Genomic DNA, 17,585 nt, shown 5'->3' with positions numbered 1-17,585 from the left:
CGCAGGTTCGGGTGGTACGGATCGTCCTGATCTGATCGCAAAACCCGATCTTTCCACTGCGCGCGCAGTGCGCGAAGACTACTTTGGACGTGGTGCGAACAATGCTTCGTTTTTCTTTATTCCCATCCATCTTCCCGGCGGCACTGGTCCTAATCAAGGGCGATTTGGGACTCTGGGCAGAAACAGCTTCCGCGGACCCGCGTTCTATAACTACGATTTTGCGCTAATCAAAGACACACCGTTTGGTACGCGCCGCAGCGGCGCAGAAGTAGTCGACCTACAGTTCCGCGCCGAGTTCTTCAACCTGTTCAACATTGTGAACATGGGCCTGCCGGCGAATGTGGTGAAGGGCTCCGGCTTTGGCATGATCAGCAGGACCGCGAACAACTCGCGCCAGATCCAGTTTTCGCTGAAGGTGATTTATTGAACAATCCCGGTCAGTACCGCCCGCGTTAGCGGGTGGGTGTGTAATCAACCCGTCTGCTACCGCAGACGGTACTGACCAGGAGGGCGCTGTGCGGCCCTGCGTCGGCTACGCTGTTATTACGCTGTTTTTCGCTGATAATTTTTGCGATTCTGCGAGTTTTGGGCAAAATTCCGCGATTTTGGAACAATTCTGAAAATTTAGGCTGTTTTCTTCGCTGTTAACGTGAAGGTGGACTTCGAGGCCGGATGTGCATTCATGGCCTGCTGATGCGCAAAGCTCAAATCGCAAAAGTACTCAGAAGCAGCTCCTGCAGCTTCGCTCGCAGGGCGCGTAGCGCGAAAGGCTTTTGCAGGAGTACGGAATCGCGAAAACTTTCCGGACCGCCAAGTTTGTCTTCCGCGTAGCCGGACATGAAGATGACTTTCATTTCGGGAAATCGGCCTTTGAGTCTGCGCGCGAGCTCCGGACCATTCACTTGAGGCATGATCACGTCGGTGATCAGCGCATCGATGCGCAAGGATTCAGCTTCGAGGAGCTGCAGCGCATCCGCACCATTGGCGGCATCGAGTACACGAAAGCCTTCTTTGGTCAGGTAGTCGCGCACCGGCTCGCGCAAACCGGCTTCATCTTCTACCAGGAGCACTGTAGCCGCGGACCCTCGCTGTGTTGACAGCGCGGGCGGCGCTGAGTTTGCTCGACTGCTAGGCGCATTTTCAATCAGCGGGAGGTAGATGGTAAACGTGGTGCCCTGTCCAGGCTTACTCTCGACCTTAATCCACCCACCGCTTTGTTTCACGATGCCATACGCCGAGGAGAGTCCCAAGCCTGTTCCTTCGCCGACTGGTTTGGTCGTAAAGAACGGTTCAAAGACTCGCGCCTGAGTTGGCTGATCCATGCCCAAGCCGGTATCGGAAACTTTGATGACAACGTATTCGCCGGCGGCAATCTTCGCGTCCTGATTGCCGATCGGTTCGTCGGAAGTGAGCGTTGCATTTTCTGCGGTGATGATCAGCTTGCCACCCAGCGGCATGGCGTCGGCAGCATTGGTGGCCAGGTTCACCAGCACTTCCTGGAGTTGCACTGGATCAACCCGCACTTTCCCCAGATCCATCTCGCAGCGGCAATCGATGGAAATGTTTTCGCGGATGGTGCCGCGCAGGATCGCCGTGATCTCGTTGAGCGCGCGCGTGGTGTCGAGCACCTGTGGCGCGAGCGTCTGCTTGCGACTGAAGGCGAGCAGTTGATGAATGAGCGTGCTCGCGCGACGAGAAGCATTCAGTATGGCGTCTGCTTTGCGCTTTTGCCCAGATGACTGCAGTTCGGGCAGGAGCATCTCGGCATAGCTGCTGATGACCATGTGCAGGTTATTCAGCTCGTGCGCCATGCCGCCGGCGAGTCCGCCGATGGAGTCGAGGTGCTGGACGCGCTGTAGATGCTGTTCGAGCGTCCTCTTTGCCGTGAGGTCCTCGACAGTTCCTTCAATCACCTTATCGCCGCCGGAAGCCTCTGGTACCAGCTGTGCGATGAGATGCACGGAAATCAGAGATCCATCTTTGCGCTTCCATTCAAGGTCGCCTTCGAAACGCGCCGACGATGTGATGGAACCGACAACAACGGAGCGGTCAGAAGGCCGTGTGTAGAGCGATCTGGAGAGGCGCAGGCGCGCGAGTTCTTCACTCGACTCGTATCCCAGCATGCGCACCAGCGCAGGGTTGGCGATCAGGAAGCGGTCACCGTTTGCTGACGACTGAAAAATTCCGTATGGCGAATTCTCGAATAATGATCGGAATTTTGCTTCGGAGAGCTTGCGGGTTTTTGGCATCGGCTGGAGCGATCAGCGACCGGCTAAATCATCTCAGTTGCGACGTGGATTGCAGTTTGACTCTGGCGCTCAGGGCCGCCCGGGCACATTCCTGTTGGATTGCAGATTCTCACGATGCGTGGCCTCCAACAAAGCTATTTCAAGAAGTCAAACAATGTATATTGCGAAACCTTGCCCAGATCGGTCGAGCGTCAAGGCTGATGACGAGCCATTTCTGCGACCGGCGAACGGCAGCGTTTGCCTATCACTGATGGATGAGTTTTGCCGAGCGCCCGGTTTCCGCTACGAGGCTTGGTAGTAGCGAATCTTACGTTTTAGGCTGATGGATTCTGACGATGCCACGAAACGCAGCCCCACTCTTCTTATTGCTGTCGCTCGCCGCTTATCCGCTTCATAGTCAAACACCCGATACTGCCACGATACGTGGCGAAGTTCGTGATCCCAGTTCCGCAGTTGTTTCCGGCGCAACCGTTACGGTATCGAACGAACTAACTGGTCTGAAGCGGACCGTTTCCACTGGCGCGAATGGTCGCTTCTCGCTTCCAGGACTGCCCGTTGCTGGATCCTACACTCTGGTAGCGGCGAGGTCTGGATTTGCAGAGGCCAAGGTTGAGGGACTCACCCTGATGGCGGGTCGAACTGCCGAAGTGAATCTTCAATTCACCGTGGCGGGCGAAGCGGTGAAGATTGACGTAACGGGAGTTGTCGGTGGCGTTCTTGCCGATGAGCCCCAGCTAGGCGAGCGCATTAGCTCGATTCAAGCGCAGGCTACTCCGCTGCTGAACCGACGAATCAGCTATCTGCCTCTTCTGAATTCCGCAAACCGTCCCGCACTCAACCAGGGCGATGCCTTCATGAATCAGAATCTGTTCACTACCGCCGGCGCCGGACGGCGCCAGACTTCATTCGAGCTCGACGGCAGCACGGGTAACGACAGTTGGGGACGGCAGACTCTGTTTACGAATATTCCGCTCGCGAGCGTGCAGGAAATGACCGTTCTCGAAAATTCTTTCTCGGCAGAGTATGGCTCGTCGATGGGTGGAGTGGTGAACTTAGTCACGAAGACCGGCGGCAGCGAGTATCACGGTGAGGTGCTCGGAGCGTTTCGTCCGTCCGACGCGGCGGCAAAGTTGTCGGGTTTTACCGCCGCCAACGCGCCAAATGGAAATTCAATTACCTCTGACTCTCTGAAACAATTCTCTGCTGCTTTCGGTGGACCGCTTGGACGGAGTGGACTTGGTGGACGCACGCACTTCTTTCTTTCCGGCGAGTACACCTGGGAAAACCGAAGTTCACCGGTAATTTCTCCAGTAGCGCCTGGTTCCTTCGAGGGCCACTACCGCGGCTGGCTCGGACTGGCGCGTATCGATCATCAGATCAATGAGCACAACAACCTCTTCTTCCGCAGCAGCGCCGATAGCTTTCATGACACGAATCCAAATGGTGCAGTTGGTGGCAACAGTCTTCCCACGGTGGACCGAATCTTCAAACGGCGAACCTATTCGCAGGAGTTGGGTGAAACGGCGGTCGTGAGTTCTTCGCTGGTGAACAATGCGCGCGCGCAATTCCAACTGGCTTCGCCAATCACGGAATTTGATCCGGTAATCTTTGGCACGCAATTCACTGTTCCCATTGCGGGAGTCGGGAATTTCGTCAGTGGAACGTCGCAGGCTGCTCAACTGCAGAATCGCCAATATGACTTCAGCGATACGCTCGCCGCGAGTTGGGGACGTCACCAGGTCCGTATCGGCGCGAGCGTTCTTCATGCTCATAACGGCGGCAATGGAAAAGAATTTGGCGGCCCCAGTTTCCTTGGCGCCTTTACTTACAAGCCCTGCAACCTAGGCATCGCCGGATGCGAGAGCCCAAGCTATCTCGGCGATATTGCGAACGTGAATAGTTATACCCAAAGCTACGGAAACGCGACCTACACGGTTAACGACACGCTCTGGGCACTGTTTGCGCAGGACGACTTTCATTTCACACGTGACCTGACACTGAATCTCGGCCTGCGCTATGAGCAGCAGACGTTCACCGATGCGCGCAAGAACTTCGCGCCCCGCCTTGGCTTTGTTTACAACGTCGCCAGTGCAGGGGAGACGGTGCTGCGTGGCGGCTTTGGTATCTATTACGCGCAGGTAGTGGACAACGCCGAGGCGAACTACGCTTTGTCGGGTCCGACCGGGTTTTTCAATTTCACTGCACAAGCCGGTCAGGTCGGCTTTCCTGGCAGCGTAACTGGGGTGCCTCTGCCGTCATTTCCGGCTGGAGCGCAGGCGCCGGTTCGAAGTCTCTATATACGCCCTGGCAGAGCCAGTTACTATAACCAGTTCTTTCCCGTTTCTGCACTCATTGGATATCCCGATGCTTTGCTGAATCCCTACTCCGAGCAATGGACGCTGGGTATTGAGCGGCAGCTTGCTCCGAGCTGGGTCTTTAGTGCCGATTATATCGGCACCCACTCATTGCGGGTTGTTCGTCCCCTGGATGTTGATGCGCCGGCGTCAGTCGCGCGCCTGATTACCGGATCGGGAACGCAGTCCGTGCGCTCGGCTCAGGCAGCGAATTGCACTCGGCCACTCTGGATAGCGTTTTACGCGCAGCTTGGCACTGCATGCAATCCGGCACAGGCGACCAATCCGCAGCCCGCATATTCGCAAATTCTAAGTGATGTAAATAACGGGTACGGCTACTATCATGCTCTCGAACTGAATCTTAATCATCGCTTCACCGATCGTTTTCTGCTGCTTGCCAGCTACACCTGGTCGCACGCTACGAATAATGTCGATCCTGACGTTCCGGGCCAGAATCCAAACGATCCGAATGTGACCGGCCATGCCGAATACGGGAATGCGATTTTTGATCAGCGACATCGTTTCGTCCTGAGCGGATTCTACGTAGCGCCTTTGAAGATCAGAATCGGCGGAATTGCCACGCTCGCATCAGGCTTGCCATACAACCTGACTACGGGCGCAAACAACTTCGGTGATCCCGGCGGGACGGCGGACCGTCCTCTGATTAAGGGTGCGATCGTGGGCCGCAACACCGGAAGAGGCAGCTCGATCTACGACGTCTCCCCGATGATTGAGCGACCATTCCGATTGACCTCGGAACGCGTGCAGCTCACTTTGCGCGCGGAAGCATTCAATATTTTCAATCATCCGAATTTTGTCGGTTTCAACGGCGTGTACGGAAATGGCTCAGCGCCGCCAGTTTCGATAGGACAACCACTGATCGGCATTACCAATCAGCTTCCTGCGCGTTCGCTGCAGTTTCAGGCACGAGTGAACTTTTAGGTTCGTGCGGCGTTAGACTCGACCTGCAGCTAAAACATCGTCGATGTGGTTAAAGCGAAAATCCGGAGCGCGGTCTGCGCCAGTGGAGCAGTTGGGCAAGCTCGAATCTGAGCTGATGGAACTCATCTGGCAACGCAGCGAGGTGAGTGTCCGCGACTTGCATGCCGAACTGGAATCGCGCCTTGCGTACACCACTATCATGACCACCGTGGATCGGCTATTCAAAAAGGGGATTTTGAACCGCCGTCTGGTGAATCGCGCTTTTTACTACAGCGCAAGGGCAAATCGCGAAGCATATCAGGATCAGCTCACGCGGCACCTGTTGGGCATTGCCGCGGATGAGGCAGGCAGTCAGCGCGTGGTGATGTCTTCATTCGTTGACTACGTGAGCGAATCGGATCTTGCGCTGCTCGATGAGCTCGATGAACTCATTAAGGCAAAGCGCCGCAACCTGAGAAGGCACAAATGAGCGAATTCGTGATCTTGTGCATTGCCGTGTGTCTTGCCGCCACGGCTCTTTCGATTGCTGCCGGCGTGCTTGCCACCCACGTCATATGGGCTTGTATTTCCCGATTGGGTCTTAACAGACGCATTCTGCGCTATCCCTCTCTGTTGTTCGTTATTCGCATATTGCCGCTCAGTTTTCCTGTGGGCATCGTCTCATTTGCTGTTCTGCCATCGTTCCTCGTGTTGGAGCCTCGCCAGACCAGCGAGAAACCTGACTGGTGGCTCACGGTATTGGCCATGTGCTCGCTGTTAGCTCTCGGATTGTTTATCGTGAAGCTCGCAAAGACGCTGATAAGAACGCGACGAACGGAACGAGAGTGGATGCTGTCTTCTCGCCGGCTGGCTGTGACGGCGAAGGTTCCTATTTACGAACTGCAGAATCCGGATTCGCTGGTTGCGGTGCTCGGAGTTTTTTCTCCGCGAATCTTCGTGGGAAAGAGGATTCTTGCATCGCTTACGCCCGACGAATTAAAGGCAGCGGTGGCGCATGAAGTCGCGCACATTCGTTCACTCGACAACCTCAAGCAGGTTCTTCTGAGTGCAACAGGTTTGTTGCCGTCATTTGACCGGATCGACCGTGCGTTTCGCAGCGCCGCCGAAATTTCGGCTGATTCACGAGCGATGCGCTCCAGAATCTCGCCGCTAGATCTGGGCAGCGCTATCGTCAAAGTTGCTCGCCTGAGAGCAGCTGTTCCGTCAATTGCCGCTAGTCATCTAGTACCGGATTTCGAGGGCTCAGCCTTGCAGGTTAGAGTGGACCATCTGCAAACGCTCTTCGACGGTGAAAAGAGCCATTCACGAAGAGAGAAGTACGCTTCGCTTGTCGCACCGATGTTGCTGATAATCTATGTCGCCAAGCTGCAGTTATGGCTAGAGTTGGCACACAGAGTCACGGAAATGCTGGTTCGCTAGATCGGATTGGGACTCCAGAGATGCGGGAACTCTACCATCAGAACAGACTGAATTGATCTGCCGGGTTCTATAAAAGGCGATGTCAAGAGCAAACACTTGTCCTGATCAGATGGGAACACAGTGCTCTGGCATCGAGCCCTGGTGGGGATCTGCATGCTGTCGGTTCGAGCCTGGGTTGAGACTTCGAGATTCCCGTGCTGGTCCTGCATCGATAACTGCGTCAGATCTGAGACTACACAAGCCGCGTGGGTTGTTTGGCAACCATGGTTCTATCTGAGACTCGCTGAGATCAGCGGCCTATAGCTTGATTGGGTTGTCCGAGGGAGCATATGGTGGCCCTTGAGACTTGGCGCCGAAGCGCATGGCCTAACCCGGCCAAGGATACTTACCCTCGAACCCGAGCACTCAGAGACTGACCAACGATGCTGAATCGATCGATCTCTACTGTGTGCTCAAGCTGCTTGTGCTGTCAGTTGCTCTGGATCGAAACGCTCTCCTTTCTTCCAAACACTCAAACTGATGGCGGCGATCTTACGCGCCAGGGTCAGCCTTGCCATCTCCGGCTTCATCCCTTTCCCCAGAAGGTTTTCGTAAAAATCACGAAACGGTCCGGGTGAGGCACTGGCTGTGGTCGCGGCTGACTTAAAAATATTCTTCAGGTCGTGGTTGTGATTCAGATTCAGTCCGCGAATGAACACTGGTTTGTTCTTGCGGCGCAGCTCGCCGTTGACGAACTGGTGATCGGCGCTGCTGCGGGTTTCCAGTGCCAGTCCGCAGTAAGCCCAGAACTGACGCTTGGTGCGGAAGCGAAACGGCGTCTGCACGCGCGCAACCAGTAGTGCCGAGCGGATCGGTCCCACAAAGGGAATGCTGCTCAGCACCGCCGTGGCCGCATGCTTGTGTCCTTCGTTGATCAGATCGCCTCGTACCTGCCGGCGCAGAGTCTTCAGCTGCTCAAACTGCTCGAATAAGCGTTCGCCGCGATAGCGTTGTCCTGGCTGGTGGAGCTGGTTCAGCCACTGCTCCCGGTGCCGTCTGCTGTAGAGTTTCTTCCCGCCGGTGTCGATGGCCAGACTGCGATACAAGGCCTTGAGTCGGCGCATCACGCGCGTGCAGTCATCGGTCAGAGAACGATAGGTACGGCCGAGTTCCTTCAGCGTGAGCGTTTGCGTGTCGTCGTGGTAGACCGCTTTCAGCATGTCGGCGCGCAGAAGATCGGCCAGCTTGCGCGCATCGATCTGATCGTTCTTATTCCCACTCTTGAGCAGAGCGTTTCTGCGCGGATCGCATACCACCACTTCCGCCACCTGCGACTTCAACACTTTATGTGGCCAGGCAGCATGAGTTCCTTCTTCGAAAGTCACACGCAAGGTCCCGCGCAGACCGCGCAAAAAACTTAGAACCGCAGCAGCGTTGGTCGCTAACACAGCCTGCATCACAAGCTTTCCGCTTCCATCCAGCACAGCTGCAGAAATACTTGTCTTATGCACATCGAGGCCAATAAACTTAACGTCATTCACGAGGGTGCTCCTTCCGGAAGTAGCTGAGTGCTTGAAGATCACTGCAGACTACTCCCAAAGGGCGCCCTTTTATATTGCGTGCCCCACCCTGTTCCCATTCTGATACACCGCACAGATCTCTAACACTTGGGTGCCCCACTCTCGCGTGCCGTTCGCGAGGGTGGGTATATGGTCAATCGCCTCCAAATCTGGTCGGTTGCACCATGCGCAGCTTGGGGTTCGGGTTCAACCCTTCGATCCAGACCGCGCTCTTCTCGCCAAAATAGTAGGCTCGGAAACTGCTCCACACCCACAATTCCGGGGACGGTACCAATCCCCGCTTTACTGGATTTCTATGCATATATCGCAGCTTCTCGATCATCTTCTGCGAGTGTAGACGTTGAAGTCATAAAAGCGGGGCTGAAAGAAATGACGCTTCTTCTGCTTCCGATCCTCTCTCCATAAGCTGGATTGATTCTGAAACTTTCGTAAGGGAGGCAGCAGGCGATCAGCCACTCTTTGCTTTAAAACCTGCAGCACAGTGGACGGCGTTCCGATTTCAGGCTCTCCGATTAGAACGTGGAAGTGCTCGGGCATCACCACATAGCCGACTACTTCAAACCGATACTTCCGCCGAACCTGCCCGAAGATGCGAAGGAAGACATCGCGAGAACGCCCACTTCCCAGAAGTGGCTGCCGTCTGTAGCAACTGCAGGTGACGAAATGAAGGTCATGATGACCGTAAATACGTTTTAGACGCGTGGGCACGGCGCGCCATTACAGACGTGACGCCCTCATTGCAGCCCACCCTCGCCAACGACACGCGAGAGTGGGGCACCCGACTCCTCAATATGTATACGCTGTATCAGAATGGGAATTGGGTGGGGCACCCGGCGGCATCTACCTTCACGGAGTGTGTTGTGAATTTCGTGCTCATTTCTGTTTCCGTGTTCTGGAAGCACGAGATCCTACGCCCGCCGTGCTCTGCTTCTCCGCATAGCTGAGTTTCTTGGCTTCAACTTCCGTCAAGTTCTTGCGCATAGTATCGTATAGTGCGACTACCTGAGCGTAATCCTTAGCCTGCCACGCCGCCTCGGCGCTCTTTCGAACCCCTGACAGATTCACTTTTGTTACATATTTTTCCCATCGCTCGGATTGGATGGCGAATGCTGAGTCGAATGCAGCATGGTCCCCACGGAGAAAAGGCGCACTGTACTTCTTTGCGAGAGCCGCAAGTTTCGGCACGAACTTCTGGACGTCCTCTCGCGAGCTGACCTGAAACGCAACATGCTGCCCCAAGTCTTCCGTCTTTTCACCACCCGCCCATGCAACGATGTCATACAAGCTAAGTGTTCTCTTCGGTTCTCTCAGTCTGCCGATCTCGAGACCTAACTCGAATGAAGCTCGGCCATGAAAGACGTTCACGAAGACTTCCGACGATTCATAGCGCACGAACGTCGTCTGTTTCTCGACTGGATGGAAGCCAGCATCACTCAGAAATTTGAAGCTGCTAAGCACGGCTTCCCTAAAGCCTAATTCGGCCCGTTCTGGACCCGGTTCCTTATTCAGCATTTGTCCTACTCCTATTCGCCATTTGGCGGATACCAATAATCGCCCTTCAGCGTCCAGCCGTGGTTCTGCAGAATGTTCCGTTCAAACCTAAGAAATCCAGTGTTACTGTCCTCTTTTCCCGCTGAGGCATCTCGGATGGGTCTGCCCTGATTCATGGCCTCCCGTAACCTACTGGAGTTCTGTGCCGCATTCGCTCTTATACTACCTTGATTGGGCAAATCAAGAGTGCGTTCACCAGGCCCCAAGTCCTTTAAGTCCGCTAGTTTTCCAATCACGACGGTGTCGCCCGGGTATACAACAGCAGTCGCGGCATACAGCCCCCCTAACATACTCGTCATGTCATGAAACTGGCTCCATGCGTTGAAGCACGCGGTGTCACATTTTGCTCCGGAGTTGCGGTCAGTTCCGCTCGTGTTCGTATGGAACATGTAAAACCACATACTGTGCTCTTCGGCATCTGGTGGTGGTGGGGGCGGAGCTTGCCATTCTTTCGCCTTAGCGTTCCAGCACACGGCGCCGCCGTTTTGCGTTTCGCATTCGCCGTCTCTGTCTCCGACCCAAAAGCCGTCGGAATCCGTATGCGCCATGCCGCTCGGATCGTTGTAGCGCAACGGATTGTTCATGACGTAGCTGTAGAGACTCCAACTTTGCGGGTTAGCGGGGTCCTGGTCAGCGAATGGCTCATCCGGTTGCATGAACCTTCCCATAGCTGATCCGTAATGTCTTGTACCAAAGTTGTCCAAGCCGGATTCAGCGTCGCGCTCCTTGCCGGTGAAATGCGTTGGACTTGGATTTGGCGCGTTGGAACCTTCGCCAAATGGCAAGTCTGTCCATTGAGAATAGATTCCACCATTCAATGTCGAACGTACACGTTCAGCACCGAGCCAGTCATAATGCGTGAAGTACGTCGTCCCGTTCGCGTAAGTCGCGATATGCATCGCACCCGCGTAAAGTTCTCCACGATTCCACTTGGCTGAAACCGTATAACTCTCAGCCGAGTCCGTTACGTCCCACTCACCCATTAGCAATCCGTTCACAAATATTTGCATGTGCGGATAGACATAGTAGTCGGGCGAGCCGTATGCGTTCACGGTGATGCTCTCCACGGAACCGCCTGGAGGATTAGTTGAGATTATGTCGCCATTGCACAAGATGTACGCAACATTGCCCTGAGTCGAATTGCACGGAGCACTCGTGTAAGAAATAGACGGGTCCGTCGGAAAGATCGTTGTAGTTCCCAGAGAGATGGAGTTCACAAATAAATTGCGATCTCCACCCCCAACTGGAGTTCCGCCGCCGCAACCAGAGCAGGAGTCGTTCGTAAATCGTATGTCGATTGATGTGACCGGGCCAACCGCCACTTCGGATGTCACGTGCGCCGCCAAATCGTAGAGGAAGTCCACTGTGCCGCTTGCAGTTACTTTGCGCACGCGTTGGCCCTCAGCATTATAAGCATAACTCGCCACGCTACCACCGTTTATTGCAACAATTCGATTCTCGGCGTCGTAGGCGTACGACAATCCGTCAGGAGTAGATGTTACGTTCCCACTCGCGTCGTAACCGTATCCTTCTCCTAAATCAATACGATTGTTGTTTCCTCCGAATGACGCGGTAAAGCTACCGCAGCCATAGCCAGCTCCGCCATAAGGCTGCTGACCCCAGCGGTTGCCGTAACGGTCGTAAGACTCGATACATCCAGTGTTGATGTTACTGGCTACAGCAGTGTTCAAGCGGTTGAAATCATCGTAGGAGTAGCTCCAGTTTCCATTTACGGAGTCATTCGCGGTCTGTATGTCGCCGTTGTTGAAGTAGCTCATTCCGAGCGCGTACAAGATTGCTCCCGTGCCGCCGCTCATGTTCGGGCCCGAAGCTGATGTTGTGAATGAAACTGGGTTGAAGCTGCCGCTGCTCGTTGCTGAGAGCGAATAGTTCGTGTACGCTCCGCCATTGCGACTCGTGAGCGTAACCACATTGCCAGACGAGGTGGCGCTTACATTAGGATTATTTCCGTTGACGGCTGAAGCAAGCTGAGCAGCGATTGACGTGCTTGTACTGCCCTGCCCGTACGAAGCATCGCTCTCTATATTATTGGCAAACAGTTTCACGGTGCCGGAGTCATAGGTATAAGCGGGATCACTGCCACCTGTGAGGGTCGAACCCGACGGGGTGCCTGAAAAGGAACAACCAGTAAAGTGCGAGTTCTGGGATAAACAAGAGGTAGAAAGGCCATATGAGTTTCCTGAAGATCCGGGAGTGTTTGAAGTGAAGGTCATGGTTGTTCCGGATATCGACGCAGTTACCGACGAGCCAAATGCGGTCGTAAATGAACTGGCCACTGAGGCAGCCGTGGACGTAGAGCCGTATTGGACAGTTTGCGAAACGCCATTTACAGTGACGGTTACCGTGCCACCATCGTACTCGGTGTGAGGGCAGGTTGTCCCATTTGGGCCACAGACAACCCACACTGTTGTTGTTCTTTCCGAGCCGTTGATCGTCACAGACCCGGTACTATAGGTACCGTTAGATTGGAGCTGAGTTTTCTCCGCACCACTTATTGTCACGTTGCCGGTGGATTGCGTAGACGGACCGCCAACATTGATTGAAGAGACCCAACCTCCCCAACCAGGTCGCTGAGTCGAATACACTCTTGTGTCAGTCAAAGGCAGATTACCAATTGAGAGAGAGGTTGGCGACCCGAATGCATTGTAATGCGCACTGTTGAGGAGCGTTCCTGGATGATTCGCATCATTCCAACTGCTGGTGACGCTGTACAGGCGACCAGCCACGTTGTACGTATATCCGAGCGTAACTCCAGCACCATTGGTTGCGGATAGCACATCTCCGAGATCATCATAGCTGGGGTTTGTGACGGCAAATGCTGTGTTGTTGCCGCAGTTCTGTGGCGTGCATTGAGAGTTATCGATGACGTGCCCCATTGCGTCATAACTGAATACCTCCCCGGTAGGATTCGGAGATGCCGTGGTTTCAGATGACTTTCTGCCAACGGTTAAGGCGAGATTACGTCCATAACGCGATGCCTCGTCATAATTGTAGGTTACGCTTGGAGTGCTTGACGCGGTTGTGCCGCTCGTTATGTAGGCTTTTCCAGTGAGTCTGTGCAATGGATCATACGAGAAACAAGTACGGACATTTCTTGCATCGAGTTTGCTGATTAACTCGCCTGGATACGAAGTCTGGGCGGTGCAGTTTGAATCTGAATCGTAAGAATAGTCAACTGCGCCGGACTCTGGATTATTGGATTGAGTGAGACGTGAGAGGGAATCATACTGAAAGCTGCGCGACAGAGCGCCCTGCGAGACCGTTTGCAGATCGCCAAGAGCTGAGTAAGAGTAGCTCGTCAAAAAGCCAGTGCCCGATATGTCAAGCGTCGTTGACGGGGGCGTGCACGGGGATGGCGAGATACCTTGTTGACTTTGCCCGGTGATCTCGCAGACATATCGCAGCAATCCGAGGCCATCCACTTGCGAAATTCGCTCGACTAGGCGAGTGCCGTTTCCTTCATCCTTAACGTCGGTCGCACGGCCCGTATAGGTAGTCGAGACTGCGCTGCCGTCTGAGTGCGTAATGCTCTTGATTCTGCCTAAGGCGTCATAAACCAAGCTATCTCCATTGCCTGCACAATTAGGGGCAGTGGTGGAGCTTGCGATTTGATAAGGATAAGAGCTGAACTTGATTCTGCCCGAACCGTCGTAGCAGGTATCAACGCGATCCCACGGCGTTGATTCGCCGTTCGCTGTAGTGCGAGAAATTTCCTGTCCAGCGCCGTCATAATGAACAATCACATCGGTCGAGTGCGTTGCGTCGATCTGGCGGGTTCTTTCAACCGAGACCGCCAACGGTGTATCCGTGTAGGTGGTTACACTCTTACCAAAGCTACTAGGATAGTCTGTCTCAGTCAGGCGGCGCAATGCGTCGTTATAGGCATAACCTGTAACCTGATTGTTCTGATCGACTGACTGGGTGAGTTGGCCATCTGAATAGGCATACGAAAACTTTTCCTTGTGGCTTATGCCTCCAGTCGTCGGGTAATCGATCTCTGTAAGAAAAGCATTTGTATTAACCGCTGGTGTAGTATCGGTAAAGCTGTTCGCATAAGAATACGTGGTTGGCGGATTTCCAGCCGCATCGGTCATGCTGATTACCTGCCCAGTTTCGTCATAGGAGTATGACGTGGAAAGGGATGCCCGCTGTGGGCATGGCTGATGCGTGGAAAGTAGGATGCACTGCTCGATAATAGATGTGGCATTGCCTCTCGGTGTTGTCGAGCCTGCCGCGTAGTTGGTGTCGTCGTGCCCTGAGAGATTGCTAACACCAGCAGTTAGGGCGGAGCCCGGCGATCCACAGAGCGCTGCTTGCCCGTCATATAAAAAGTCCTGCTCGGCCACCCGTGCATTCCCGCCATCATAGGTGATTATTTGACATGGCCGGTCAAAAATGTAAGGACCGTCCGACAACAACGGTGTAGCCGGAAAGCTCGCGTAATTCGTAATCGTTTTGCGAAGAAGAGGACCGGGGCTGCCTTGGCCGTAATCGTACTCGTCTTTCTCATGCATTAATGCGGTAGTGTTGTTATTCGCGTAGGCGTAAGTTGTTTTCGCCGTTTGTCCGTTATTGAGCGTCACCTGGTCACTAGAAAGCATATTGGCATCGATCCAGGTTTTGCTCTCAGTACGCAGCACAGAGCCATCCCAATCCTTATAGACGACGGTTTGTTCTACAGGGCACTGGTCGGCAAAGTAGCTGTCAACATTAGGTGGAGCTGGACCTCCGCAAGAAGCCGGAACATACGTATAGTCTGTCTCGAAGCTCGTTCCTCTCACTAAATCCGCAGTCGTCAAAGTGGTCTGCTTGCTCACCCAAGCTATCGAAGGAATGATTGTTGCCCAACTAGTCGAATACGTAAAATCCTGGCGGAGAACTTCGGTCGAACCGTCGAAGCTAACGTACCGATGCTGAACTGCCGGTGTTCCATACTGAAAATAACATGCACTTGGATCTCCGTTAGGATCGGTCGTTGGCCATGTACCTGCATCGGAGGTGGCGTTAAGTCCCCACACATATCTCACATATGCGCCGCTTGGGTAGGAAATCTTATTGACTAGACCGTATGTTGGGTCATATTGAAATTGGTAAGATTGGCCATTGGGCAAAGTGATTGCCACAACTACAGGTTGAGAACCGGTGACGTTGGGAGGCGTAATACAATGAGAATTTGCTTGCTGGACGGGCTGTGCTGAATAGTTAGCATTGGAGGTGCCCCAGGTGAGCGAATACGAACCGGCGAGTCCTGCCACAGAAACAGTATTCCCGCTCGAACCAAAGCCAGATGAGTAAAGAGCGGTTCGACCCAGAGTGTCCGTGTATGCAAACACCCCCCGGTTAGTGCCCGTTGATTGGTTAGAGGTGAAATAATCGGTTATGATTATTTTGTTGCCGTTTCTGTCCTCAACATAGTCGGGAGTTTGAGCGAAGCTTGAGCCTGACCAATGTATTTGACTGGCAGGGTAGTGATACACTGTTCCGTCGGCGTCAGCTACGACTGCTGGGCCGCGCCATCCGCCACCTGATGCGCGGACAAAATCATCTCCTGAAAAATATGTGCCAGTTGCGGTGCATGATGGCGTATTGGAAAGTCCTAAATTGTGATTACCTCCCGTGGGGTCTTGAAAGACATAGTCGGAAGTATACGTGCATGTAGCGCCGGGTGCCCCACCCTGTTCCCATACTGAAACAAGTTATCGTTCTCGAAAAGTCGGGTGCCCCACTCTCGCGTGCTGTTCGCGAGGGTGGGGTATAAGGTCAATTGCCTCCAAATCTGGTCGGTTTCACCATGCGCAGTTTGGGGTTTGGGTTTAATCCCTCGATCCAGACCGCGCTCTTCTCGCCAAAATAGTAGGCGCGGAAACTGCTCCAAGCCCACAATTCCGGAGACGGCACTAATCCTCGCTTTACGGGATTTCGATGCATATAGCGCAGCTTCTCAATCATCTTCCTGCGCGTGTAGACGTTGAAGTCGTAAAAGCGAGGCTGAAAGAAATGACGCTTCTTCTGCCTTCCATTTTCTCTCCACAAGCCGAGTTGATTCCGGCTCTTACGTAGAGGCGGCAGCAGACGCTGCCCGACCCTTTGCTTCAGAACCTGCATGGCCGTAGAAGGAGTTCCAATTTCAGGCTCTCCGATCAAAACATGGAAGTGTTCGGGCATGACTACGTAGCCGACAACCTCAAACCGATACTTCCGCCGAACCTGCTCAAAGATGCGCAGGAAAACATCGCGAGAACGTCCACTTCCCAGAAGTGGCTGCCGTCTGTAGCAACTGCAGGTGACGAAATGAAGGTCATGATGACCGTAAATACGTTTTAGACGCGTGGGCACGGCGCGCCATTATAGACGTGCCACCATCATCGCGGCCCACCCTCGCGAACAACACGCGAGAGTGGGGCACCCGAATCGGTTCGTGGGAAGCGTCCAAGCATTAAACGTCCGCGTTCGACCCGAACATTTCTTCTCTTCGAAATCATCCATACGGTACCGTCCCTCCGGGGACTGGCATTGTATATGTCGCCTTCCCAGGACGTCGTCCTGGGCTTTCACACACCGTGCCTCCGGCACTTGTCAGTTGGCAATCTGCACATATTCTGTTTTGCCTTTCAGCTTCGAAGCCTCGTGGCTCCGTGGCTTCGTGGCTTGTCACGGCGCTCACTACCAGAGCCCGTATGGGCCGCGCGGCGGTAACGGCGGTTCATCGAGACGCTTCCAGAGGTGCTCCGGCACGTCTTCTTTCTTGATGAGTCCTCGCCTGTAGTTTGCGATCGTTGCTTCGTCTTTGTAGTACTGCTGAATGCCGGACAGGAAGGCGCGGCTCTTGAACCAGCGCAGGGCCTGCGACGTAGAATCGACCTGGTCGTAGTGTTTCCCGTTTGGGAACGTGACCAGTTCGTGGACGTACTGTGAGAGCCACGGCGCTTTCTCCGGCAGGTACACCTGTCCGTTCTCGATCATGTTGCTGGCGGTGGACATGCGTATGACTTTCTCCTCCTTCGAGTCGCAGCGGGTGAGCGTGGACAGGCCTTCCTGCCTGAGTTCCTGGATGAGTTGCGTGCCTGAAGCTCGGTCCTCGATGAGGATGTTGCGCGGCGACCACTCCCGGGCATGCGCAGCGATAAGGGCGCGTGCGGCTTACCCGATCGTTACCACGATCGGTACTGACGTGACGCGCGTCGGACTGCGGTGAGCTGACTACGGCCTAGTCGGTACCGACGGAAGAGCGCGGCGAACTGATTACGCCATGATCACTAATGACCGACGGCCGCGGTGAGCTCACTGCGCCCCAGGTGGTGCAGACACTGTAATCGTTCAGCTCGCTGGCTTTGTTGGCTGTGTCCCAGCTTTGGAAGATGAAGTCGAAGTGTTCCGGGCAGAGCAGCAGATGCGCCATCCGCTACCTCACCCCACGATCCAACCGCGGGCTCGCGGGGACCCCGGCTACCGCAGACGGTTCTGTTCTGTAGTACCTGAACCACCTCGTC

General features: G+C 54.4%; 12 protein-coding genes. 5 read left to right on the top strand and 7 right to left on the bottom strand.

All coding sequences use genetic code 11. From position 1 onward, the window contains the following. On the top strand, window positions 1-427 hold a 427-nt coding region (locus VFU50_12795; protein ID HEU5233733.1), incomplete at its 5' end, for a hypothetical protein. Between the two features lie 277 nt (window positions 428-704). Here the strand turns inward: VFU50_12795 and VFU50_12790 are convergent. After that, window positions 705-2,249 (bottom strand): ATP-binding protein, encoded by a 1,545-nt coding sequence (locus VFU50_12790; GenBank protein HEU5233732.1) that lies wholly within the window; start codon window positions 2,247-2,249, stop codon window positions 705-707. A gap of 335 nt (window positions 2,250-2,584) precedes the next feature. Here VFU50_12790 and VFU50_12785 point away from each other — a divergent pair, with 335 nt between their 5' ends. From VFU50_12785 to VFU50_12775, 3 genes are read left to right on the top strand one after another with little or no spacing between them, the layout of a single operon-like run. Continuing rightward, entirely contained in the window at window positions 2,585-5,545 is a 2,961-nt protein-coding gene (locus tag VFU50_12785) for a carboxypeptidase regulatory-like domain-containing protein (protein ID HEU5233731.1), read from the top strand. Window positions 5,546-5,588: 43 nt separating this feature from the next. Continuing rightward, the gene (locus VFU50_12780; GenBank protein ID HEU5233730.1) at window positions 5,589-6,014 is read left to right on the top strand and encodes a BlaI/MecI/CopY family transcriptional regulator; all 426 of its coding nucleotides are present in this window, start codon (window positions 5,589-5,591) and stop codon (window positions 6,012-6,014) included. Then, entirely contained in the window at window positions 6,011-6,964 is a 954-nt protein-coding gene (locus VFU50_12775; GenBank protein ID HEU5233729.1) for a M56 family metallopeptidase, read from the top strand. The genes VFU50_12780 and VFU50_12775 overlap by 4 nt, the downstream gene beginning before the upstream one ends. Window positions 6,965-7,416: 452 nt before the next feature. On the opposite strand, the gene VFU50_12770 is transcribed toward VFU50_12775, so the two are convergent. After that, window positions 7,417-8,484 (bottom strand): transposase, encoded by a 1,068-nt coding sequence (locus VFU50_12770; protein ID HEU5233728.1) that lies wholly within the window; start codon window positions 8,482-8,484, stop codon window positions 7,417-7,419. A 558-nt stretch (window positions 8,485-9,042) separates the two neighbouring features. Here VFU50_12770 and VFU50_12765 point away from each other — a divergent pair. Further along, window positions 9,043-9,219, top strand: a complete 177-nt coding sequence (locus VFU50_12765) for a hypothetical protein (protein ID HEU5233727.1) — start codon at window positions 9,043-9,045, stop codon at window positions 9,217-9,219. 177 nt (window positions 9,220-9,396) lie between these two features. On the opposite strand, the gene VFU50_12760 is transcribed toward VFU50_12765, so the two are convergent. The 5 genes from VFU50_12760 to VFU50_12740 form a co-directional block, all read right to left on the bottom strand. Further along, window positions 9,397-10,035 carry a hypothetical protein gene (locus VFU50_12760; protein HEU5233726.1) on the bottom strand — a complete coding sequence of 213 codons (639 nt, stop codon included), beginning with the start codon at window positions 10,033-10,035 and terminating at the stop codon, window positions 9,397-9,399. Between the two features lie 11 nt (window positions 10,036-10,046). Further along, a complete protein-coding gene (locus tag VFU50_12755) occupies window positions 10,047-15,350 on the bottom strand; it encodes an RHS repeat-associated core domain-containing protein (protein ID HEU5233725.1) in 5,304 nt (1,767 codons plus the stop codon). A gap of 505 nt (window positions 15,351-15,855) precedes the next feature. Continuing rightward, window positions 15,856-16,431, bottom strand: coding sequence for a transposase (locus VFU50_12750; GenBank protein HEU5233724.1), 576 nt, complete (start codon window positions 16,429-16,431; stop codon window positions 15,856-15,858). A gap of 327 nt (window positions 16,432-16,758) precedes the next feature. Beyond that, the gene (gene terL, locus VFU50_12745) at window positions 16,759-17,220 is read right to left on the bottom strand and encodes a phage terminase large subunit (protein HEU5233723.1); all 462 of its coding nucleotides are present in this window, start codon (window positions 17,218-17,220) and stop codon (window positions 16,759-16,761) included. An 82-nt stretch (window positions 17,221-17,302) separates the two neighbouring features. Next, on the bottom strand, window positions 17,303-17,494 hold the full coding sequence (locus VFU50_12740) for a hypothetical protein (protein HEU5233722.1): 192 nt from the start codon (window positions 17,492-17,494) through the stop codon (window positions 17,303-17,305). Window positions 17,495-17,585: the final 91 nt, after the last annotated feature.

The organism is Terriglobales bacterium, from assembly GCA_035764005.1.
Lineage (GTDB): Bacteria > Acidobacteriota > Terriglobia > Terriglobales > Acidobacteriaceae > Gp1-AA112.
The sequence above is the reverse complement of the archived record's forward strand: the minus strand, read 5'-3'. Positions and strand labels throughout refer to the sequence as shown.